This window comes from Dactylosporangium sp. NPDC051541, assembly GCF_044454505.1.
Lineage (GTDB): Bacteria > Actinomycetota > Actinomycetes > Mycobacteriales > Micromonosporaceae > Dactylosporangium.
In genome coordinates this window covers 871,534-892,655 of record NZ_JBITDU010000001.1, presented here as the reverse complement: position 1 = coordinate 892,655, position 21,122 = coordinate 871,534, and the positions used below count along the sequence as shown (strand labels likewise).

Here is a 21,122-nt window from a genome sequence, read left to right as displayed (position 1 = left end):
CAATCGAATCACGCGGCCAGAAGGGAGGCTTCGATGAGGTCGAGCGACTCGCCGACCTCGCCGGACGTCAGCAGCATCTGCAGGGCCGACGTGCGGACGAACTCCTGCCGGGTCAGGCCGCGCAGCCACTCCAGCAGCCCGCCGTAGAAGCCGTCCGCGTCCAGCAGCAGGATCGGCTTGCGGTGCAGGTCGAGCGTGGCCGTCGTCCACACCTCGAAAAGCTCGTCGAGGGTACCGAGCCCGCCCGGGAGCGTGATGAAAGCGTCCGCGCGCTCGATGAGCAGCGTCTTGCGCGAGGCCATGCCGTCGGTCACCACCAGCTCGTCCGACTTGGTGTCGGCCACCTCGAGGTCGACGAGGGTCTGCGGGATCACGCCGTAGGTCCGCGCCCCGCCCTCCCGGGCCCCGTCCGCGACCGCGCCCATCATGCCGACGCAGCCGCCCCCGGAGACCAGCTCGTGCCCGCGCCGGCCGATCTCGACGCCGAGGTCGTGGGCCAGGTCGAGCCAGCGCGACTCGAGCCGCTGCGAGGAGGCGCAGAACACGCAGATCCGCGCCATCAGCTGCCGCCGCCGAGCTTGTCCTCGTCGAGGTGCTCGGCCGCCTCGCGGATGTGCTGCACCGCGGCGTCGACGTCGTCGGTGAGGTACAGCAGGTTGAGGTCCTCGGGCCCGATCTTGCCGTCCGGGAGCATCGTGTTGTTGATCCAGTCGAGCAGGCCCTGCCAGTAGGCGGTGCCCATCAGGATCACCGGGAAGCGGGTGACCTTGCGGGTCTGGACCAGCGTCACCGCCTCGAACAGCTCGTCGAGGGTGCCGAAGCCGCCCGGGAGCACGACGAAGGCCTGGGCATACTTCACGAACATCGTCTTGCGGGCGAAGAAGTAGCGAAAGTCGATCCCGATGTCGACCCAGTCGTTGAGCCCCTGCTCGAACGGCAGCTCGATGCCGAGCCCGATGGACAGCCCGCCGGCGTCGGCGACGCCCTTGTTCGCGGCCTCCATGACCCCGGGCCCGCCGCCGGTGATGACCGCGTAACCGGCCCGCGCGAGGGCGCCGCCGAGCTCCTCGCCGAGGCGATACTCGGGGCTGTCGGGCTTGCTGCGGGCCGAGCCGAAGACGCTCACCGCGGGCGGCAGGTCGGCCAGGGTGTCGAAGCCCTCGACGAACTCACTGAGGATGCGCAGTGCCCGCCAGGCGTCCTTGGTCTTCCACTCGTGCCGCAGCCGGGAGTCCAGCAGACGCTGGTCGGCCGTGCTCGGCGGGATCGCGTCGCGTCGCAGCGTCACCATCCCGCGGTGCCGCTCCCGCGGGCGGCTGCGCTTGGGCTCGGTCATGCCTGTCACGGTACGACGATCACCGGTGGCGGGACCCACCAGCCACCCCCGCCGCGATGATCGGCTATTTCCGGTAGGAAATCGGGTGCAGAGCGCAACGTTTCCGCCTACCGTCGCGTCCTACCCGATATACCGGTGGTCACGGGTGTGGGGGTGTGACCGATATGACACGCAGCGAACGACAGCGCCGCCAGATGAACCGGCGGATCCGCGAGGCTCTCGCGGTCCGGCGCCTGGAGCGAACACTGGACCCGATCGCCGACGAACCGCTGGCCGCGACCAACGACACCTGACCCAGCTCCCGGCTGCGGGGCTGGCGCCGGGAGCGAGGACCGGCGGCCGGGGCGCCGCCGACCGTTTTCGCTCCGCGCCGGCCTTCGTCTTTTCGCTCTGCGCCGGCCTTCGTCTTTTCGCTCTGCGCCGGCCTTCGTCTTTCGCCCCGCGCCGGCCTTCCTTCACGCCGGGCCTGCCTCCACGTCGAGTCTCGCTCCGGGCGGTCCCGTCCGGGGCATGCCGCTCCGCGTCGGGTCTCGCTCCGGGGCGTGCCGCTCCGCGTCGGGTTTCGCTCCGGGCCGGTCTCGCTCCAAGGCGGCTATTCCCGCTCGCGCAGCCAGCGGCGCATGACGTCGGCGCCCTCGACGATCTTGTCGATCTCGACGTGCTCGTCCTGCTTGTGCGCGAAGTTCGGGTCGCCGGGCCCGAAGTTGAGGCCCGGGATGCCCAGCACCGCGAACCGGGCCACGTCGGTCCAGCCGAGCTTGGCCCGCGGCGGCTTGCCGATCGCGCGCAGCAGCTCCTGCGCCGCGGGCGCGTCCAGCCCCGGCCTGGCCCCGGGCGCCGAGTCGACGAACTCGAGCTCGAAGCCCTCGAACACCTCACGGACATGCGCCTCGGCTGCGGCCTCGTCCCGGTCCGGCGCGAACCGGAAGTTGACCTCGACCACGCACTCGTCCGGGATGACGTTGCCGGCGACCCCGCCCGAGATCCGGACCGCGTTCAACCCTTCATGGAACTCGCAGCCGTCGATGTCGACCGTTCGGTCACGGTACTCCCGCAGCCTTTGCAATATCGGTGCCGCTTTGTGAATGGCGTTGTCCCCCAGCCACGACCGGGCCGAGTGCGCCCGCTTCCCTCCGGTGCGCACGAGGACGCGCTGGGTCCCTTGACAGCCACCTTCGATCAGCCCGTGCGTGGGCTCCAGCAACACGGCGAACGAGGCGTCGGTGAGCAGCTCCGGCCGCCGATCAGCCAAAATCTTGAGCCCGTTGAACTCGGACTCGATCTCCTCGGCCTCGTAGAACACGTACGTCACGTCATGCCGCGGCTCCGCCTCGGTCACCGCCAGGTGCAGCGCGATCGCCGTGCCCGACTTCATGTCGGCCGTCCCGCACCCCCACATGATGTTGCCCTCGGTCCGAGACGGAAAATTCCCGTGCAACGGCACCGTGTCCAGATGCCCCGCCAGCACAACCCGCTGCGCCCGATCGAGCTCCGTCCGCGCGACGATGGTGTGCCCGAACCGCTCGACTTTCAGCGCCGTGCCGGCGAGCGCCTGCTCGACCTGGTCGGCGATCTCGGCCTCGTGCTTGGAGACCGACTCGATATCGACGAGCGCCCGGGTCAGAGCAACTGGGTCAGCGAGCACATCGCGCGTGAGCATGCCTCGACCTTAGTCGCGCGGCCGATTCGACGGGGCGCGGACCAGCGCCCGACGCCCAGCTCCGACGGGACCGCGGCGAGCGCGGCGGACGCAACCACGCATCAGCGTAACGCGGCGGAGCAGGGATCGGCGGGCGCTTGCCAGGTCGGGTGTTCGGGGCGTGCGGTAGCGTTCGGTTGCGTGACGACCGCCTACATCGACTCCCCGGCCTGGGGGCTGGGCCTGGCCACCGTGACCGCTTCGGGGCAGGTTCTGGACGTTTGGTTCCCGGCCGGCAATCTGGGGCTCGGTGCCGCCCCGTTCGCCTCGGCCGGCGCCTCCGCTGACTCGGCCGGCGCGGCTGCTGACTCGGGCGGCGCTTCCGCTGACTCGGCCGGCGCGGCTGTTGGCTCGGCCGGCGCTTCCGCTGACTCGGGCGGCGCGGCTGCTGACTCGGGCGGCGCGGCTGCCAGTCTCGACTCGGGCGGCGCGGCTGCCGGTCTCGACTCGGGCGGCGCGGCTGCCGGTCTTGATTCGGGCGGCGCGGCTGCCGGTCTTGATTCGGCAAATGCGGCGCCCGGGCTCGACCCGGCGACCGCTGCTGCGGCGGCTGCGGCCGGCGCGACGCTTGACCCGGGCACGACGGCGGCTGCGGTCGCTGCGGCCGTCGCCGCTCACGGGCCGGATTCCCTCGCTGCTCACAAGGCGGATTCCCCCGCTGCTCACGGGGCGGATTCCGTCGCTGCCCACGGGACGGATTCTGTCCCTGCCCACGGCTCGGATTCCCTCGCTGCTCACGGGGCGGATTCCGGAGCGGTCGGCGGGATCGAGGTCGGCGCGGGGAGCGATGTTGCTACTGACTTTTCCGACATTTCCGACTTGTCGGGCTCGTCGGGTGCGCGGCTTGGGCTGCGGGCGGAGGTTGTTCGCGTCGAGGTGCAGTCGCTCGGGGACGCGCCGGCCGGCACCGCCGACGTGTACCTGCGGCTGCACCTGCTCTCGCACCGGATCGTCCGGCCGCATCAGGTCAACCTCGACGGGCAGTTCGGGCTGCTCGCGAACGTCGCCTGGACGTCGGCCGGGCCGTGCCTGCCCGAGCAGGTCGACGAGCTGCGGGCGGCGGAGCGGCGGGCGGGCCGGCGGCTGAACGTGTTCGGGGTCGACAAGTTCCCGCGCATGGTCGACTACGTGACGCCGTCGGGTGTGCGCATCGCCGACGCCGACCGGGTCCGGCTCGGTGCCCACCTCGCGCCCGGCACCACCGTCATGCACGAGGGCTTCGTCAACTTCAACGCCGGCACCCTCGGCAACTCGATGGTCGAGGGCCGCATCTCGGCCGGCGTCGTGGTCGGCGACGGCACCGACGTCGGCGGCGGCGCCTCGATCATGGGCACCCTGTCCGGCGGCGGCAAGGAGACCATCAGCCTGGGCGAGCGCTGCCTGCTCGGCGCGAACGCGGGCATCGGCATCTCCCTCGGCGACGACTGCGTGGTCGAGGCCGGCTGCTACATCACGGCCGGCGCCAAGCTGACCCTCCCCGACGGCCGCGTGGTGAAGGCCCGCGAACTGTCCGGCTTGAGCAACCTCCTGTTCATCCGCAACTCGGTCAACGGCCGCCTGGAAGTCCGCGAACGCCAGGGCCGGGGCATCGAACTCAACGCCGCCCTGCACGCCAACTGACCCCTGCTCCGCCTGGCCGGCTTCGGCTTTCCACCGCGTGTTCGGCTCGTCAGCCGCGCGACTGCCTTCCATTTGGCAGTCGCGCGGCTTTCGTTTCGCCCCGCACAAGTGAGCTGGATCGCTGCGATGACGGTGAGAGACCGCGGCTTGATGGCGTGTGGGGTGGATTGGCGCGGGTCGTCGCGTTTCGTTTCGCCCCCGCGCGAGTGACTCGACGGCCGGATCGTCGCGGTGGCGGTGAGGGGTCGCGGCTTGTGGCGGCGGGTGGGGCGGATTGGCGCCGGTCGACGTCGCAGGGGTGCAGGGGGCGCAGAGCCCCCTGCCCGGGGCGGGAGCGAAGCGGCTCCGGAATCCTCTGCTGCTTCTTGGTTTGTTGCTTTGTTCGTTGCTTGGTTTGTTGCTTGGTTTGGTTGTTCAGAGGCGGGCGGCGGCGGCGGTGACGCGTTCGTCGGTGGCGGTCAGGGCGAGCCGGACGAATTCGGCGCCCGCCGGGCCGTAGAACGCGCCCGGTGCGGCCAAAATGCCGCGTTCGGCCAGCCAGTCGACGGTTTTCCAGGAGTCCTCGCCGCGGGTGGCCCACAGGTACAGGCCGGCCTCGGAGTGTTCGATCGTGAAGCCGGCCCGTTCGAGGGCGGCGCGCAGCACGGTGCGGCGGCGGGCGTAGCGTTCGCGCTGCTCGGCCACGTGCGTCTCGTCGCCCAGCGCGGCGACCATGGCCGCCTGCACGGGGGCGGGCACGATCATGCCGGCGTGCTTGCGGGCCGCCAGCACCTCGTCGATCAGGGCGGGGTCGCCGGCGACGAAACCGGCCCGATAGCCCGCGAGATTCGAGCGTTTCGACAGGGAGTGTACGGCCAGCACCCCGTCGAACACCCCGTCGCACACGGACAGGATGGACACCGGCTCGGCCTCCCACGGCAGCGGCAGGTAGCACTCGTCGCTGACGACGACGGCGCCGCGCTCGCGGGCCCAGGCGACGACCTTGCGCAGGTGCGCCTCGGGCAGGACCTTGCCCGTCGGGTTGGACGGGGAGTTGACCCAGACCATGCTCACCCGCCGCGGCCCGACGGCGGTCAGCGAGTCGGCCCGCAGCACCTCGGCCCCGGCGAGCAGGACACCCACCTCGTAGGTCGGGTAGCACACCTGCGGGATCACGACGGTGTCGCCGGGGCCGAGGCCGAGCAGCGTCGGCAGCCAGGCCACGAGCTCCTTGGAGCCGATCGTGGGCAGCACGCCGAACCCGTCGGAGGCGGGGCCGCACCAGCGCGTGACCCACCCGCGGATCGCGGCACGCAGTCGCGGGGTGCCGGCGGTCAGCGGGTAGCCGGGCGCGTCCGACGCCTCGGCCAGCGCCGCGCGGACGAGCGCGGGCACGGGGTCGACCGGCGTGCCGATCGACAGGTCGACGAGGCCGTCGGGGTGGCGGGACGCGGCGGCCTTCGCGGGCTCCAGCCGGTCCCAGGGGAAGTCGGGCAGCCCGGCCGCGAGTGCGCGCCGGGCCCCGGATTTCGTGCCGGTCAGTGTTCGCGCTCCTGCGGCGGGAGCGACGCGACGAACGGCGCGTCCTTCTCGATCTTGCCTACCTTCGACGCGCCGCCGGGCGAGCCCAGCTCATCGAAGAACGCGTAGTTGGCGCCGGTGAAGTCCTTCCACTTCTCGGGGACGTCGTCCTCGTAGAAGATCGCCTCGACCGGGCACACCGGCTCGCAGGCGCCGCAGTCCACGCACTCATCCGGGTGGATGTAGAGCATGCGGTTGCCCTCGTAGATGCAGTCGACAGGGCACTCCTCGATGCAGGCCTTGTCGAGCAGATCCACGCAAGGTTCGGCGATGATGTATGTCACGGGTCGCCCTCTTTCGCGCCTGAGGCTGCCAGCCTGGGGATGGCAAGCCCCGCCGCATCCCTACCGCGGCGGTACGAGCCTAGTATCCAGGTTCACGGGAGGTCGATCGTGCTCGGGCCACAACACGTGGGACAGCGCGTTGTGATACGCCGAATGATGGGGATGCGCGACGCACGACCCGTGTTTTCGGACATTCTGGGCCACCTGCTCGAAGCGACCGAGACGCATCTCACAGTGCGTGCCCGCACGGGAGCGGTCCGCGTACCGATTGCTGAGATCGCCCGGGCCAAGCCGGTCCCGCCCCGCCGCCGCCTCACCCCGACCGAGTCCCTGGAGGCGGCCGCGGCCCTGGGCTGGCCGGCCCGGGAGCAGGAGCAGCTGGGCGACTGGCTCCTGCGCGCGACCGACGGCTGGACCCAGCGGGCCAACTCCACGCTCGTGATCGGCTCCCCCGACCGGCCGACGCCGGACGCCATCGATCTCGTGCGGCAGTGGTACCGCAGCCGCTCCCTCGTCCCCGCGTTCTCCATCCCGGTCCCGCTGTTCAAGCGCCTCGACGACGAGCTGGAGCGGCGCGGCTGGACGGCCATGCCGGTCACCGTCGTGATGACCACCGCCCTGCCGTCCTTGCTGGCCACGCTGCCGTCGCCCGCCCCTGACTTCGGCCGGATCGAGCTGGCCGCGTCCCCGTCGGACGAGTGGCTGACCGCCGTCGCCGGCCGCAAGGGCCCGCTGCCGGAGTCGGCCCGGCAGGTGCTGACCGGGGTGCCGGAGGTGCGGTTCGCGGCGTGGTACGACGATGAGGGCACCCTCCTGGCCACCGCCCGCGGCTGCGTGGCCGACCCCGAGTCCCGCTGGCTCGGCCTGTCCCTGATCGGCGTCGACGAACGCCTCCGCCGCCGCGGCCTGGCCCAGCGCTTGATCGCGGCCCTGGCCCGGTGGGCCGGTGAGCTGGGCGCACGGGACGTCTACCTGCAGGTGGAGCAGCGCAATGCGGCGGCCGTGGCGTTGTATGAGCGGTTGGGCTTCGTGGTCGACCACGCGTACTCGTCCCGCCGCCTCCTGGGCGACTGACCCCCGGCTCACCGTCGGCACGGACGCCGTGGAAAACGGGCTGCGCGGCCTTAGAGCCGCTGAAGCCGATCACCGCGGTGCGAGCCGGCAAACGCCAATTGCCGGGCGCCCCCGAGCGACTTCAGCGGCGGACGACTTTGCGGGGCTTGGTGCCGCTCCGCTCGATGTACCGCTTCCACGACTGCGACTTGTAGTCGAGCCCGGTCGTCATCAGGATCAGCAGCCCGACGACGGCCCCGATCGCGGACAACCCCACGAAGTAGAAGAACTGCCGGAAGACGAGCCCGACCCCATTGCTGAACGGCCCCACCCCGGACACGAACGGCCCGACGAGCACCGACAGCAGGCAGGCGACGACAACGGCCAGCCCGAGTTCGCCGATGACGCGGATCATGGGCACGCGCCGCCCGTACCAGAAGGCGACGGGGATCAGCACCGCCCCGACCGCGAACAACGCCCACAGCCCGATCGTGACCTGCCGATCGTCGTTGTCACCGGCCGCGAACCGAACCACGAGCCGGGCAATCACGTTGACCAAGAAGAGGCCCGCCGCGACGAGGCCGACGGGCATCCACCGCTCTTGCATCGCAGCCTCCGACCACGCGAGTTCCCCGATTCGCCGAACGTCAGCAATCCCGGCGCGGGAACGTGTCTACCCGTCTACACTGCGCGCGCGCAAGCCCCGCCGCCTATGAGTTCCCTGAACCCACGCCCGCGGCCCTATCCGGCGCGGGTGAGCGGTGGCGGCTCGGGGGCCGGGTTGCCGGCGTCGGCCCGGGTCGGGGCCACCCGCTGGCGCATGTTGGAGATGTAGATGCCGACGGCGAAGGCGAGCGGGCCGGCGAACAGCGTCAACAGGCCGACCCAGTTGTCCTCGGTGATGATCATGTCACCCTCGGAGGTGCGGCCGGCGGCCATGATCCAGACGACGCACCAGGCGGCCGCCGGGAGGAGGGTGGCCAGCCGGCGCTTGGTCACCGTGTAGGCGAACCAGCCCAGCAGCGGGTTGGTCACCAGCGCCACGACCAGCGACGCCGGCACCCGGAAGCCACCGACCCGCAGCGGCGACCACACCGCCTCGATCACGGCGAGGGCGGCCCCGAGCAGCGTGGCCACGATCAACCCGACCACCGTGAGAACGATGTCGAGGGTCGAGGACAGCTGCGGCGACAACGCGAACCGCGACCGCGCCGGCGGCTCCGCCCCCTCGGGCCACAACACCGCGGGAGCCGCATCGACCGGCGCGACCTCGGCCGCCACCGGCTCCCGTTCGACCGGCGTGGCCTCCACCGGCGCCGGCTCGACCGCGGACTTCGAACGCTTGGCCATCACGAACCCGTCTCCACGGCCCCGGCCGCCATCACGACACCGCCGAGCCGAGGGTGGCGGGGCGCGTCGACGTCGAGGCCCGCGAACAGGTCCTCCTCCCACCCGTGCGGCCCGACGCCCGGCCCCTTCTCGCCCCGGGCCAGCTGGTAATACTCGACGCCCATGAACTCGGCCCCGAAGTTGCCGGCGATCGAGAACAGCCAGGAGCTCGCCGGGATCTGGGTGGCGTGGGCCTTGAGGGCGGCGGTCTTCTCCTCGGCCCACTCGTGGGCGTCGACGCGGGCCGCGATGTCCGCGTCCGCGGTGCCGAACGGCAGGTCCTCGGCTCGCTCCACGTCGGCGAACGGGTTGTCGGAGGAGCCGCGGAACTGCTCCATGCCGGCTTCCAGCACGGAGCGGGGCACGGCGGTCCAGTACACCTTCCGGGGGGCTATCCCCTCGGCCTCGGCCAGCTCCACGGCCCGGGTCAGCACGCGGTGGGCCTGGATGTGGTCGGGGTGGCCGTAGAAGCCGTTGGGGTCGTAGGTCACGGCGACCTGCGGGCGGGTCTCGCGGATCACGTCGAGCAGCTGGGTGGCGGCGGCGTCGAGGTCGGCGGCCCAGAAGGCGCGCGGGTGCTCGTTGGCCGGCGTGTCCATCATCCCGGAGTCGCGGTAGCGGCCGGCGCCGCCGAGGAAGCGGTGGTCGGTCACGCCGAGGTGGCGACAGGCGGCCTCGAGCTCGGCGATGCGGTAGCCGCCGAGCTGGTCGCCCTCGGCGGCGGCGATCCCGGCCAGCGCGGGCACGTGGATCTCACCTTCCTCACCGAGCGTGCAGGTGACCAGGGTGACGCGGGCGCCGTCGGCCGCGTAGCGGGCCATCGTCGCGCCGGTCCCCATGGACTCGTCGTCTGGGTGTGCATGGACGAACAGGATGCTCCGAGCGCTCACGACGGCAACAATACGGCCTGGGTCCGACACTTCCCCCCACCGCCGCGAGTCCCGTGAGCGTGAAGGCACCCAGAGTGACGGAGGTACCTAGTTCCGGCCCAATCACATGACAATCCGGCGGGCAGGGGTCAACATTCCGGGGTGGACTATCCGGAGTTGGCCGCACGAACCCGACGTTTCTCCTACGGCGCACCCCGCGCCGTGACGGTGAGCCCGGACGGGGCTCGAGTGATCTTCCTGCGCTCCGCCGGGCCCGAGGACCCCAGTGACGCGCTGTGGGTCTTCGACGTCGCCAGCCGCACCGAGCGCTGCCTGGCCGACCCGGCGACACTGCTCGGCGACCAGCCGGACCTGCCACCGGCCGAGCGGGCACTGCGCGAGCGGCTGCGGCTGTCCGCGGGCGGCATCGGCTCGTTCGCGCTCGACGGGGCCGGTGTGCTGGCCGTCTTCCCGCTCGGCGGCCGGCTGTTCCGCGTCGACCTGCTCACCGGCGACGTCACCGAGATCGACACTCCGGGCCCGGTCGTCGACCCGCGGCTCGACCCGACGGGGCGCCGGATCGCCTACGTCACCGGCGGCGTCCTGCGCGTCATCGACGTCGACGGGACGGACGCCGTCCTGGCCGGCGAGGAGGGCGTGACCTGGGGCCTCGCCGAGTTCATCGGAGCCGAGGAGTTCCACCGCTTCCGGGGGTACTGGTGGTCGCCCGACGGCCGCAGCATCCTCACCTCCCGCGTGGACGAGTCGCGCGTCCCCCGCTGGCACCTGCACGACCCGTCGCAGCCGGAGCAGCCGCCCACCACGATCGCCTACCCGCACGCCGGCGCGACCAACGCCAAGGTCACCCTGCACGTGCTGGACCTCGACGGCGGCTGGGTCGACGTCCACTGGGACCGCGAGACCTACCCGTATCTGGTCGCGGCCGGCTGGTCCGAGCAGGGCGGTCCGCTGCTCGCGGTCCTGCGCCGGCTGCAGCAGCACGGCCTGGTGATCGCCGTCGATCCACGCACCGGCGAGACGCAGGTCCACGCCGAGCTGGCCGACCCGCGCTGGGTCGAGCCGGTCCCGGGCACCCCGGCCCACCTGGCCGACGGCCGGGTGCTCGTCGGCGGCGAGCTCGCCCACGACGGCTACGACGCGCGCTGCCTGTTCGCCGACGGCAGCCTGATCACCCCGCCCAACCTCTACGTCCGCCGGGTGGCCGGCCGCCTCGACGGCGACCTGATCGTGGAGGCCAGCGAGGGCGAGCCGAGCGAGCAGCACATCTTCCACATCCCGGTCACCCAGTCCAGCCCGCGGGCGACCCGCCTGACGACCGAGCCCGGCTGGCACACGGCCCAGGCCGCCGGCCGCACCATCGTCGTCGGGGCACAGTCGCTGGAGCGGGGCGGGGTGGAGTACACCGTCATCCACAACAACGAGACGGTCGGCTCGATCCCCTCGCATGCCGCCACGCCGCCCTTCGCCCCCCGCCCGGCCCTGCAGCGGGTCACCGACCGCCGCGTGCCGACGGGCGTGCTGTATCCGCGCAGCCACGTGGCCGGCCGCCGGCTGCCGGTCCTGGTCGCGATCTACGGCGGCCCCGGCCATCAGGAGGTCGTCGCCGCCCGGGCCCGCTGGCTGGAGAAGCAGTGGTGGGCCGACCAGGGCTTCGCCGTCGTGTCGATCGACAACCGGGGCACGCCCGGGGTGGCGCCGAGCTACGACAAGGCGATCCACCGCCGGTTCTCCGACGTCATCCTGGCCGACCAGGTCGACGCCCTGGAAACCCTGGCCGGCAAGCACCCGGACCTGGACCTGGGCCGGGTGGCGATCCGTGGCTGGTCCTTCGGCGGCTGGCTGTCCGCGCTGGGGGTGCTGCGCCGCCCCGACGTCTACCACTGCGCCGTCGTGGGCGCCCCGGTCACCGACTGGACGTTGTACGACACCGCGTACACCGAGCGCTACCTGGGCCTGCCCGCCGACGCCCCGGACGTCTACGCGCACAACTCGCTGATCGAACTGGCCGCCGAGCCCCCCGTCCGCCCCGACGACGTACGCCCCATGCTCCTGGTCCACGGCCTCGTCGACGACAACGTGGTAGCCGCACACACCCTGCGCCTCTCGGCCGCCCTGCTCGCCGCCGGCCGCACCCACTCGATGATCCCCCTGACCGGCGCCACCCACATGGCCGCCGGCGGCCTCTCCGAAAAACTCCTCCGCATCGAACTCGACTTCATCCGCCGCTCCCTCCCGCCCGCCGGCTGACCACCCACCTTCGAAACCAAAACCAAAACCCAAAAGACGCAGAGGATTCCGAGGCCGCTTCGCTCCCGCCCCGGGCAGGGGGCTCTGCGCCCCCTGCACCCCTGCCACGTCCACCAACCGATCAACCCGGTCATACCGCTATGCGACCCGGACCTGCCCATCTGCGAGCGGCTGCTCCTCGCCAATCGCTGTGAGCCGGAAGATCGCCCGCACCCCGACCCAACAGTGGCGGCTCATCGGTCGCCCTCGACCTGGGGCCCTGGCAGCACGATAAGTCGGGCGCTCCGCACCACGACTTATCAGATTTATACCCCGACGCCGCTTATGTCGGATATTACGGTCGCCGCGCCCAGCAGTACCACCAGCCGCCGGCCGTTGAACGGTGGCGGTGAATGGTGGACGGCGGCCGTGGACAGTGGACGCCGGCCGTTGAGCGGTGGCCGTGGACTGTGGGCGGCGGCCATGCACGGCGGGCGGCGGCCGTGGACTGTGGGCGGCGGCCGTGGACTGCGGGCGGCGGCCGTGGACTGCGGACGGTGAGCGGCGGCCGTGGACGATGCCGTGGACGGTGGGCGGTAGCCGTGGCCAGTGAGCGAGGGCCGTGACCGCCAGCCGGTGGGCCGCCGCCACTGGAGGGCCGGGCCGGGTGGGCGCTGGTGGCGCGCAACGCCCGACATGTCGGCGCCGAGGTCGGTGGCGTCAGGTGGACGCGAGGCTGATCAGCACGTCGCCGCCGAGGCGGCCGGTTTCCGGGGTGCGGTGGACGGCGCCGGCGTGCAGGAGGGCGGCGATGACCTTTTGGGCGTCGGCCGCTCGGTACACGGTGTCGGTGAGGGCGTAGCGCTTCAGGTCGGTCACCGTCAAAGGGCCCGCGGTCAGGTGTTGCAGGAGTTCGCGGCGGAGGGCGCCCGGGTTGGGGTCGAGGGAGATGTCCATGAGGTGGCCCTCGGGGTCGCGGGGGTCGCGGTAACGGACGCCGGCGTATTCGTCGAGGGCCCACAGCTCGCCCTTGAACGATTCCAGGCTCTTGGCCGAGCGCGTCCCGAAACCGATCAGCTGCTCGTCGGCGCCGTCGACGAGTTCTACTCCGGCGGTCAGGTCCAAGCCCGCGGCCCGCAGTTCCTGGCGTTGGGTGGGCCAGGTGCCGGACGCGCCGACAAGGAGTACCACCGCCGCCTTGAAGGTTTTGGCAATGCTGTCGTCGACCATTGCCAGCAGGGTCCCGCCGCCGGCTCCGGCCGCCTTCACAACGGCGGGGACATTGCCTCCGGGCACTACATGAACGGCCATTTCCGCGGGGGTACCGATCTCGCGTTGCACATCCGCCAGACGACTCGACAGCGAGGCGATGCCGGGCGCCACGAAGAGCAAGGTGAGTGGTCGGCGCAAGCGGTCGCCGAACTCGCCGAACGCGCGCACCGCCGCCTCGGCGGCATCGTGGTCGAGGCCGCGCGCGGAGGCGTAGAGGAATGCGGCGCCGTGCGGTGCGTGCAGGTTTCCCGGCGCCCAGGTGTCGATGCAGCGCACGAGCAGTTCACGGGTCACCGCACGGATCGACATACCCATCTTTGTACTACCTTTGAGCCTCATGGAGCAGGGCATCGCGGTCGTCGCCGCGATCGCGGCCGCCGTCCTCGTGATGGTCGCCATCGCCGTATTGCAGATGCTGATTCGCGGTCGGCGGGGGCGGCGGTAGGTTCGGGGGCATGGCTGACGTACTCGGCAATGACACCATCACGGCCGCCCTCACGGAGCTCTCGGGGTGGTCCGGCGACGCGGAGGGCATCGAACGGTCGGTGACCGCGTCCTCGTTCCTGGACGGGATTCGGCTGGTCGCGGAGGTCGCGCACGTGGCCGAGCAGGCCGATCACCACCCGGACATCGACATCCGCTGGCGCACGGTGACGTTCCGGCTCTCGACGCACTCGGCCGGCGGGGTGACGGGGAAGGATCTCGCGCTGGCCCGCCAGATCAACGAGCTGATCGGGTGAGATTCGGGCGGCGCCGCAGCCCAGCGCATTGATCGGGTGGCCCGGACATCGACGTAGGGTCGAGTCCGCGAAAATTGTCGTACCCCGTCGGTAGTGTCCCTGACATGAACCAGTTCGACGTGGCGACCGCAGCGGTCGAGGCGGCTCTGGCGGCCGGCGCGCGATATGCCGACGCGCGCGTGATGCACCGCCGCTCCGAGTCGATGAGCGCCCGCAACGGCGAGGTCGAGGACCTCAGCCAGGACGAGGACGCCGGCGTCGGCGTGCGGGCGCTGGTCGGGTCGAGCTGGGGGTTCTTCGCGGTGCCGGACCTGAGTCCGGCGGCGGCCCGGCTCGCGGGCGAGCGGGCCACGGCGATCGCGCGGGCGTCGGCGACGGTGCCCGGGCCGGCGGTCGACCTGGTCGACGTCGAGGCCCGGGTGGACTCGTGGGCGAGCGCCTGCGCCGTGGACCCGCTCGGGGTGGCCCTGTCGGTGAAGGGTGACCTGCTCACCGCCGCGACCGCGGAGGCGCACAAGGCCGGCGCGGACATCGCCGAGGGTCTCTACCAGATCTGGGACACCCGCAAGTGGTTCGTCTCCTCGCAGGGCCACCGCATCGACCAGCACATCCGCGAGTCCGGCGCCGGGATCTCGGCCACCGTGATCGGCGACGGCGAGACGCAGCGGCGCTCCTACCCGTCCTATCGCGGGCAATACGGCACCCGCGGCTGGGAGCTCGTCGACGAGCTCGACCTCACCGCCCACGCGGCCCGCATCGCCGACGAGGCCCGGGCCCTGCTCACGGCGCCGCTGTGCCCGGCCGAGGAGACGACGCTCATCCTCGGCAGCGAGCAGATGGCCCTGCAGATCCACGAGTCGGTCGGCCACGCGATCGAGCTCGACCGGATCCTCGGCTGGGAGGCGGCGTTCGCCGGGACGTCGTGGCTGGACCTGTCGAAGCTCAACCACCTGCGATACGGCTCCGAGCTGATGAACATCACGATCGATCCGACGATCCCGGGGGCGCTGGGCTCGTTCGGCTACGACGACGAGGGCACGCCGGCCGCCCCGCGCCACGCCGTCCGGGACGGGATCTGGGTCGGCACGCTCGCCGGGCGGGACTCGGCGGCGGTGGCGGGCCTGGACTACGCGGGCAGCGTGCGTGCCGACGGGTGGGCGCGGCTGCCGATGGTGCGGATGACCAACGTCGGGCTGCAGCCGGGGCCGCACACGCTGGACGAGATGATCGCGGCCACCGACGACGGGGTCCTGATGGACCTCAACCGGTCCTGGTCGATCGACGACAAGCGGCTCAACTTCCAGTTCGGGTGCGAGGTCGGGTGGGAGATCAAGAACGGCAGGCGGGGGCGGATGCTGCGCAATCCGACGTATACGGGGATCGGGCCGCGGTTCTGGGGGTCTATGGACATGCTCAGTTCCGAGGTTGTGGCCTGGGGGACGCCCAACTGCGGGAAGGGGCAGCCGGGGCAGATCGGGCACACGGGGCATCCGGCGGCGGCGGCTCGCTTCCAGGGGGTTCGGGTGGGGGTTCGGGGGTGACGCGCTCGGGTCAGAAGCGAAGAGCCAAAGCCGGGGGCCGGGGGGCCGGGGGGAATGTGTCCACAGAGCCACATTCGGAGCTGAGGCGCGTCGTGGTTGAGGCTGTGAGACATGAAGGTTTGGGCCGGGCCGTCTTGGTTGGGCCGGTGAAAGCAAAAGCGCGGGCCGTGGGACTTTCGGGGGTTGAGGATGAGCTTGGCTGTTACTGAGACTGATCTGGCCCAGCGGGTGCTTTCGTTGGTGCCGGCCGGGGTTGAGGCTGAGGTCAGCGTTGAGCGGCAGGAGTTGGCGCTCACGCGGTTTGCCGGGTCCTACATCCACCAGAATGTCGCGGACGAGATCACCTCGGTGCGGCTGCGGGTGCATGGGGGTGGGCGGACTGCTTCGAGTTCCACCACCGTGGTCGACGGGGTCGAGGAGTTCGTTCGGCGGACTGTCGCATCGTTGCGGCTCGCGCCGGCCGATCCGACCTGGCCTGGGCTGGCGCCGGCATCGGGGCTGCAGTTTGCTGGGGAAGCCGACGAGGAGACGGTCGCTGCTTCGCCCGATGATCGGGCGGCTCGGGTTCGGGCGTTCGTCGCGCAGGCTGAAGGGCTTGACACCGCTGGGTATTGCCGGACGTCGGTCTCGCGGGCGGTCTACGCCAACTCGGCCGGGCAGCATCTGGCCGCGGCTCGGACCGCGGCGGCCATGGACGGGATCGCCCGGACCTCCAGTTCCGACGGGTTGGCCCGGCTGGCCGGGGTTCGGCTCGGGGACATCGACGGGGCGGTGCTCGGGGCTCGGGCGGTGGCCAAGGCGCTCGCGGGGGCGGACCCTGTTGAGTTGCCGCCGGGGCGGTATGAGGTGGTGCTCGAGTCGCCGGCTGTCGCTGATGTGCTGCTGATGCTGGCCATGTATGGGTTCAACGCCAAGATGGTGCTCGATCGGCAGTCGTTCTTGCAGGTCGGGGCGGCTCAGTTCGATCCGTCGGTGACGCTGGTCGAGGATGCCGGGCAGCCTGACGCGTCGGCCATGCCGTTCGATGCTGAAGGGACGCCCCGGCAGCGGGTGGTGCTTGTCGATCGGGGGGTTTCGGCCGGCGTTGTGCATGACCGGCGGACCGCGGCCCGGGCCGGGGGCGGGGCCGTCTCCACCGGGCATGCGATTCCCGGTGGGGCCAGCTTCGGCGCCGTTCCGTCCAGTCTGCGGTTGCTGCCCGGCGACGGAGGCGACGGAGGTCCGGTCACCGAGGTCGACGGGCCCGCCTCCGACTCGGCGGTCGCGGCGCTCGTGGGGGGAGTCGAGCGGGGGCTGCTCGTCACCGACAACTACTACACGCGGGTGCTCGACCCGCGGACGCTCGTCGTTACCGGACTGACGCGTAACGGGGTGTGGCTGATTGAGAACGGTGCGATCACGACGCCGGTGCGCAACTTCCGATTCACGCAGTCCTATCCGCAGGCGTTCGGGCCCGGTGCGGTTCTTGGAATCGGGTCGCGGGCGGTGGAAATGCCCGGGCCGTGGACGGAGACGGGATTTGTCGCGCCCGCGGTGCGGCTGGCTTCTTGGAACTACACCGGCGGGGCTTCGGGCTGATCGGAGCGCGCCAACGAAGATCAACTTAGGTAATGCTTACCAAAGCCGGGCCCTGGTGAATGGCGTTACTGCTGCGGGCTGAGTGAAGTTCTCCACAACGGGCCTGCGGGTTTCGCCGAAGGTCTTTCCGTATCTCGTCGGCACGCGCAAGACTCCCAACGCACGTCGCTGCGGGATCGGGCGTAACGTGTGCACCGACCATAGATCGGTACATCAGAGAACTCTTCACCAGCCCGTCCAGGGAGTACTCACCATGACGACCACGCCTACACGGCCTCGGTCTGCCGGCGGCGCGGGGGCCCGCGCCGCGATCGGCGCCAAGACATTGCGGACGGACGGGTGGCGGTCTTACCCGCTGTCGGTCGCGGCGATTCTGCTGTTCTTCATCGTCTATTCGACGATTCGAATCTTCATGGCGAAGTACTACTTCGTCGAGGCGCACGGCTACCTCACGCCGCTCTACTCGCCGTGTCTGAGCGACTCCTGCGTCAAAGGCTCGTCGCACTTCGGCACGCCGTTCGGCGAATTCCCGCGCTGGCTTCCACTCGGGCTCGCGGCGTTCCCGTTCGTCGCCGGGTTCCGGGTGACGTGCTACTACTACCGCAAGGCCGGATACCGCTCGCTGTGGCTGTCGCCGCAGGCGTGCGCGGTGCAGGAGCCGCACAAGAAGTACAGCGGCGAGACGCGCTTCCCGCTGGTCTTCATGAACTCGCACCGCTACTTCTTCTACGCCGCGTCGATCATCCTGCTCATCAACGTCTGGGACGCGTTCCACGCGTTCAAGGGCGACGACGGCGGGTTCGGCATCGGGCTCGGCTCGCTGATCATCGTGGTCAACGTGCTGGCGCTGGCCGGCTACACCGCCAGCTGCCACGCCTGCCGGCACGTCATGGGCGGGCGGCTCAAGCACTTCTCCAAGCACCCGGTCCGCTACCGGCTCTGGACGCTGATCTCCAAGCTCAACACGCGGCACGGCACCTTCGCCATGACGTCACTGGTCACGGTCATCCTCACGGACGCCTACATCATGGCCGTGTCCGCGAACTGGATCACCGACCTTCGAATCTGGAATTAGGAACCCCCCGATGACGAACATCGAGCGACACACCTACGACGTCGTGGTGATCGGTGCGGGCGGCGCCGGGCTGCGGGCCGCCATCGAGGCCCGGCTCGCGGGCAAGAAGACCGCCATCATCTCGAAGTCGCTGTTCGGCAAGGCGCACACGGTCATGGCCGAGGGCGGCGCCGCCGCGGCGATGGGCAACGTCAACGCCAACGACAACTGGCAGGTGCACTTCCGCGACACGATGCGCGGCGGCAAGTTCCTGAACAACTTCAGGATGGCCGAACTGCACGCCAAGGAGGCCCCGGACCGCATCTGGGAGCTCGAGACCTACGGCGCGCTGTTCGACCGCACGAAAGACGGCAAGATCAGCCAGCGCAACTTCGGCGGGCACGAGTATCCGCGGCTCGCCCACGTCGGCGACCGGACCGGCCTGGAGCTGATCCGCACCCTGCAGCAGAAGATCGTCTCGCTGCAGCAGGAGGACTTCGCGGCGCACGGCGACTACGAGGCGCGCATCCGGGTCTTCCAGGAGTGCACGATCACCGAGCTGTTCATCGAGAACGGCGCGGTCGCGGGGGCGTTCGGCTACTACCGCGAGTCCGGCGACTTCGTGCTGTTCGAGACGGCCGCGATCGTGCTGGCGACGGGCGGTGTGGGCAAGTCCTACAAGGTGACGTCCAACTCGTGGGAGTACACCGGAGACGGTCACGCTCTTGCTCTTCGCAGCGGCGCGACGCTGATCAACATGGAGTTCCTGCAGTTCCACCCGACCGGCATGGTCTGGCCGCCGTCCGTCAAGGGCATCCTGGTCACCGAGTCGGTCCGCGGTGACGGTGGCGTGCTGCGCAACACCGACGGCAAGCGGTTCATGTTCGACTACGTCCCCGACGTCTTCCGCAAGCAATACGCGGAGACCGAGGAGGAGGCCGACCGCTGGTACTCCGACCCGGACAACAACCGGCGCCCCCCGGAGCTGCTCCCCCGCGACGAGGTCGCCCGTGCGATCAACAGCGAGGTCAAGGCCGGGCGCGGCTCCCAGGCCGGCGGTGTGCTGCTGGACATCGCCAGCCGGCTGCCCGCCGAGCAGATCACCAAACGCCTCCCGTCGATGTATCACCAGTTCAAGGAGCTGGCCGACGTCGACATCACCAAGCAGCCCATGGAGGTCGGCCCGACCTGCCACTACGTGATGGGTGGCGTGGAGGTCGACGCCGACACCGCGGCCGCGGCCGTCCCCGGGCTGTTCGCGGCCGGTGAGGTCTCCGGCGGCATGCACGGCTCCAACCGGCTCGGCGGCAACTCGCTGTCCGACCTGCTGGTCTTCGGCAAGCGGGCGGGCGAGCACGCGGCCCGGCACGCCACCGAGGCCGGGCGGCGCAAGCCGACGCCGGCCGCGGTCGACGCCGCCGTGGAGACCGCTCTGGCGCCGCTGCACCGCGCGGACGGCGGCGAAAACCCCTACACGCTGCACGCCGAGCTGCAGGACATCATGGGCACGCTGGTCGGCATCATCCGCCGCGAGGGCGAGCTGCGCGACTCCCTGGTGCGCCTGGCCGAGCTCAAGGAGCGGGTCAAGAAGGTCGGCGCGACCGGCGGGCGGCGCTACAACCCGGGCTGGCACCTGGCGCTGGACCTGCGCAACATGCTGATCGTCTCCGAGTGCACCGCGAAGGCGGCGCTGGAGCGCACCGAGTCGCGCGGTGGCCACACCCGTGAGGACCACCCGAAGATGGACCCGGTCTGGCGCAAGGTCAACCTGGTCTGCTCGCTGGACGGCGAGGACGTCCACCTGGAGCACAAGCCCCTGCCGGTGATGCGCCGGGAGCTGCAGGACCTGTTCGACCGCAGTGAGCTCTCCAAGTACATGACCGACGAGGAGCTGTAATGGGTACCAAGCGCCATTTCCGCGTCTGGCGCGGTGACGACACGGGCGGTTCGCTCGAGGACTTCCAGGTGGAGGTCAACGAGGGTGAGGTCGTGCTCGACGTCATCCACCGCCTGCAGGCGACCCAGACGCCCGACCTCGCGGTCCGCTGGAACTGCAAGGCCGGCAAGTGCGGCTCCTGCTCGATGGAGATCAACGGCAAGCCGCGGCTGGGCTGCATGACCCGGATGTCGACGTTCACCGACACCGAGACGGTGACGGTCACCCCGCTGCGGACCTTCCCGGTGATCCGGGACCTGGTCACGAACGTCAACTTCAACTACCAGAAGGCCCGGGAGCTGCCCGCGTTCGCGCCGCCGAAGGGCGTGGAGCCGGGCGAATACCGGATGCAGCAGATCGATGTCGAGCGGTCCCAGGAGTTCCGCAAGTGCATCGAGTGCTACCTGTGCCAGAACGTGTGTCACGTGGTGCGTGACCACGAGGAGAACAAGCGGGCCTTCTCCGGCCCCCGCTTCTTCATCCGGGCCGCGGAGCTGGACATGCACCCGCTCGACGCGCGCACCGACCGCAAGGAGCTGGCCCAGGCGGAGCAGGGCCTCGGCTACTGCAACATCACGAAGTGCTGCACCGAAGTCTGCCCGGAGCACATCAAGATCACGGATAATGCGATCATTCCCATGAAGGAACGCGTTGTCGATCGGAGGTACGACCCGGTGACCTGGCTTGGGCGCAAGATCTTCCGCCGTGACCAGCTGGACGAGCCGGCCATGGCCCACTCGTCGAGCCCGTCGACCATGGCCGCCGACACGAGTGCCCACTGGCACCAGCAGGGCCCGCAGCCGCAGGACCCGGCCGTCGGCGCCGACGGCAAGCTGCCGGTGGCCGAGCTCTACCTCGACCGCCCGGCCGCGTCGTCGCCCTTCGGTGACGACCAGGAGTTCCCGCTGCCGCCGGACCAGGTGCGGTACAACCACCCGCACTGA

General features: G+C 70.8%; 19 protein-coding genes. 10 read left to right on the top strand and 9 right to left on the bottom strand.

Features of this window, described 5'->3' with window-relative positions; translation table 11 throughout:
* Window positions 1-8: 8 nt before the first annotated feature.
* A complete protein-coding gene (locus ACIA8L_RS04150) occupies window positions 9-560 on the bottom strand; it encodes a TIGR00730 family Rossman fold protein (protein ID WP_395900193.1) in 552 nt (183 codons plus the stop codon).
* Complete coding sequence (locus ACIA8L_RS04145; RefSeq protein WP_395900191.1) at window positions 560-1,336, bottom strand: TIGR00730 family Rossman fold protein; 777 nt, start codon at window positions 1,334-1,336, stop codon at window positions 560-562. The genes ACIA8L_RS04150 and ACIA8L_RS04145 overlap by 1 nt, the downstream gene beginning before the upstream one ends.
* A 155-nt stretch (window positions 1,337-1,491) precedes the next feature.
* On the opposite strand from ACIA8L_RS04145, the gene ACIA8L_RS04140 reads away from it, so the two are divergent.
* A complete protein-coding gene (locus ACIA8L_RS04140; RefSeq protein ID WP_395900189.1) occupies window positions 1,492-1,629 on the top strand; it encodes a hypothetical protein in 138 nt (45 codons plus the stop codon).
* A gap of 299 nt (window positions 1,630-1,928) precedes the next feature.
* Here the strand turns inward: ACIA8L_RS04140 and dapE are convergent, their stop codons facing one another.
* A complete protein-coding gene (gene dapE, locus ACIA8L_RS04135) occupies window positions 1,929-2,996 on the bottom strand; it encodes a succinyl-diaminopimelate desuccinylase (protein WP_395900187.1) in 1,068 nt (355 codons plus the stop codon).
* An 804-nt stretch (window positions 2,997-3,800) separates the two neighbouring features.
* Here dapE and dapD point away from each other — a divergent pair.
* The gene (gene dapD, locus ACIA8L_RS04130) at window positions 3,801-4,655 is read left to right on the top strand and encodes a 2,3,4,5-tetrahydropyridine-2,6-dicarboxylate N-succinyltransferase (protein ID WP_395901720.1); all 855 of its coding nucleotides are present in this window, start codon (window positions 3,801-3,803) and stop codon (window positions 4,653-4,655) included.
* Window positions 4,656-5,069: 414 nt separating this feature from the next.
* On the opposite strand, the gene dapC is transcribed toward dapD, so the two are convergent.
* Window positions 5,070-6,176, bottom strand: coding sequence for a succinyldiaminopimelate transaminase (gene dapC / locus ACIA8L_RS04125; RefSeq protein WP_395901718.1), 1,107 nt, complete (start codon window positions 6,174-6,176; stop codon window positions 5,070-5,072).
* On the bottom strand, window positions 6,173-6,499 hold the full coding sequence (gene fdxA, locus ACIA8L_RS04120; protein ID WP_395900185.1) for a ferredoxin: 327 nt from the start codon (window positions 6,497-6,499) through the stop codon (window positions 6,173-6,175). Before fdxA ends, dapC begins: the two co-directional genes overlap by 4 nt.
* 108 nt (window positions 6,500-6,607) lie before the next feature.
* On the opposite strand from fdxA, the gene ACIA8L_RS04115 reads away from it, so the two are divergent.
* Window positions 6,608-7,573 (top strand): GNAT family N-acetyltransferase, encoded by a 966-nt coding sequence (locus ACIA8L_RS04115; RefSeq protein WP_395900183.1) that lies wholly within the window; start codon window positions 6,608-6,610, stop codon window positions 7,571-7,573.
* A 121-nt stretch (window positions 7,574-7,694) separates the two neighbouring features.
* Here the strand turns inward: ACIA8L_RS04115 and ACIA8L_RS04110 are convergent, their stop codons facing one another.
* The 3 genes from ACIA8L_RS04110 to mshB form a co-directional block, all read right to left on the bottom strand.
* On the bottom strand, window positions 7,695-8,159 hold the full coding sequence (locus tag ACIA8L_RS04110) for a hypothetical protein (protein ID WP_395900181.1): 465 nt from the start codon (window positions 8,157-8,159) through the stop codon (window positions 7,695-7,697).
* Window positions 8,160-8,293: 134 nt separating this feature from the next.
* Entirely contained in the window at window positions 8,294-8,902 is a 609-nt protein-coding gene (locus tag ACIA8L_RS04105; protein ID WP_395900179.1) for a hypothetical protein, read from the bottom strand.
* Window positions 8,902-9,831, bottom strand: a complete 930-nt coding sequence (gene mshB, locus ACIA8L_RS04100; RefSeq protein ID WP_395900177.1) for an N-acetyl-1-D-myo-inositol-2-amino-2-deoxy-alpha-D-glucopyranoside deacetylase — start codon at window positions 9,829-9,831, stop codon at window positions 8,902-8,904. Before mshB ends, ACIA8L_RS04105 begins: the two co-directional genes overlap by 1 nt.
* A gap of 141 nt (window positions 9,832-9,972) precedes the next feature.
* Between mshB and ACIA8L_RS04095 the strand changes: the two genes are divergently transcribed.
* Entirely contained in the window at window positions 9,973-12,078 is a 2,106-nt protein-coding gene (locus ACIA8L_RS04095) for a prolyl oligopeptidase family serine peptidase (RefSeq protein ID WP_395900176.1), read from the top strand.
* Window positions 12,079-12,777: 699 nt separating this feature from the next.
* On the opposite strand, the gene ACIA8L_RS04090 is transcribed toward ACIA8L_RS04095, so the two are convergent.
* A complete protein-coding gene (locus tag ACIA8L_RS04090) occupies window positions 12,778-13,638 on the bottom strand; it encodes a hypothetical protein (protein WP_395900174.1) in 861 nt (286 codons plus the stop codon).
* A 146-nt stretch (window positions 13,639-13,784) separates the two neighbouring features.
* Here ACIA8L_RS04090 and ACIA8L_RS04085 point away from each other — a divergent pair, with 146 nt between their 5' ends.
* The 6 genes from ACIA8L_RS04085 (at window position 13,785) to ACIA8L_RS04060 (ending at window position 21,122) form a co-directional block, all read left to right on the top strand.
* The gene (locus ACIA8L_RS04085; protein ID WP_395900172.1) at window positions 13,785-14,069 is read left to right on the top strand and encodes a 4a-hydroxytetrahydrobiopterin dehydratase; all 285 of its coding nucleotides are present in this window, start codon (window positions 13,785-13,787) and stop codon (window positions 14,067-14,069) included.
* A gap of 104 nt (window positions 14,070-14,173) precedes the next feature.
* On the top strand, window positions 14,174-15,610 hold the full coding sequence (locus tag ACIA8L_RS04080; protein WP_395900170.1) for a TldD/PmbA family protein: 1,437 nt from the start codon (window positions 14,174-14,176) through the stop codon (window positions 15,608-15,610).
* Window positions 15,611-15,799: 189 nt separating this feature from the next.
* Window positions 15,800-17,188, top strand: a complete 1,389-nt coding sequence (locus tag ACIA8L_RS04075; RefSeq protein WP_395900168.1) for a TldD/PmbA family protein — start codon at window positions 15,800-15,802, stop codon at window positions 17,186-17,188.
* Window positions 17,189-17,441: 253 nt separating this feature from the next.
* Complete coding sequence (locus tag ACIA8L_RS04070) at window positions 17,442-18,263, top strand: hypothetical protein (RefSeq protein ID WP_395900167.1); 822 nt, start codon at window positions 17,442-17,444, stop codon at window positions 18,261-18,263.
* A 10-nt stretch (window positions 18,264-18,273) separates the two neighbouring features.
* Window positions 18,274-20,139 (top strand): fumarate reductase/succinate dehydrogenase flavoprotein subunit, encoded by a 1,866-nt coding sequence (locus ACIA8L_RS04065; protein ID WP_395900165.1) that lies wholly within the window; start codon window positions 18,274-18,276, stop codon window positions 20,137-20,139.
* The gene (locus ACIA8L_RS04060) at window positions 20,139-21,122 is read left to right on the top strand and encodes a succinate dehydrogenase/fumarate reductase iron-sulfur subunit (RefSeq protein ID WP_395900163.1); all 984 of its coding nucleotides are present in this window, start codon (window positions 20,139-20,141) and stop codon (window positions 21,120-21,122) included. The genes ACIA8L_RS04065 and ACIA8L_RS04060 overlap by 1 nt, the downstream gene beginning before the upstream one ends.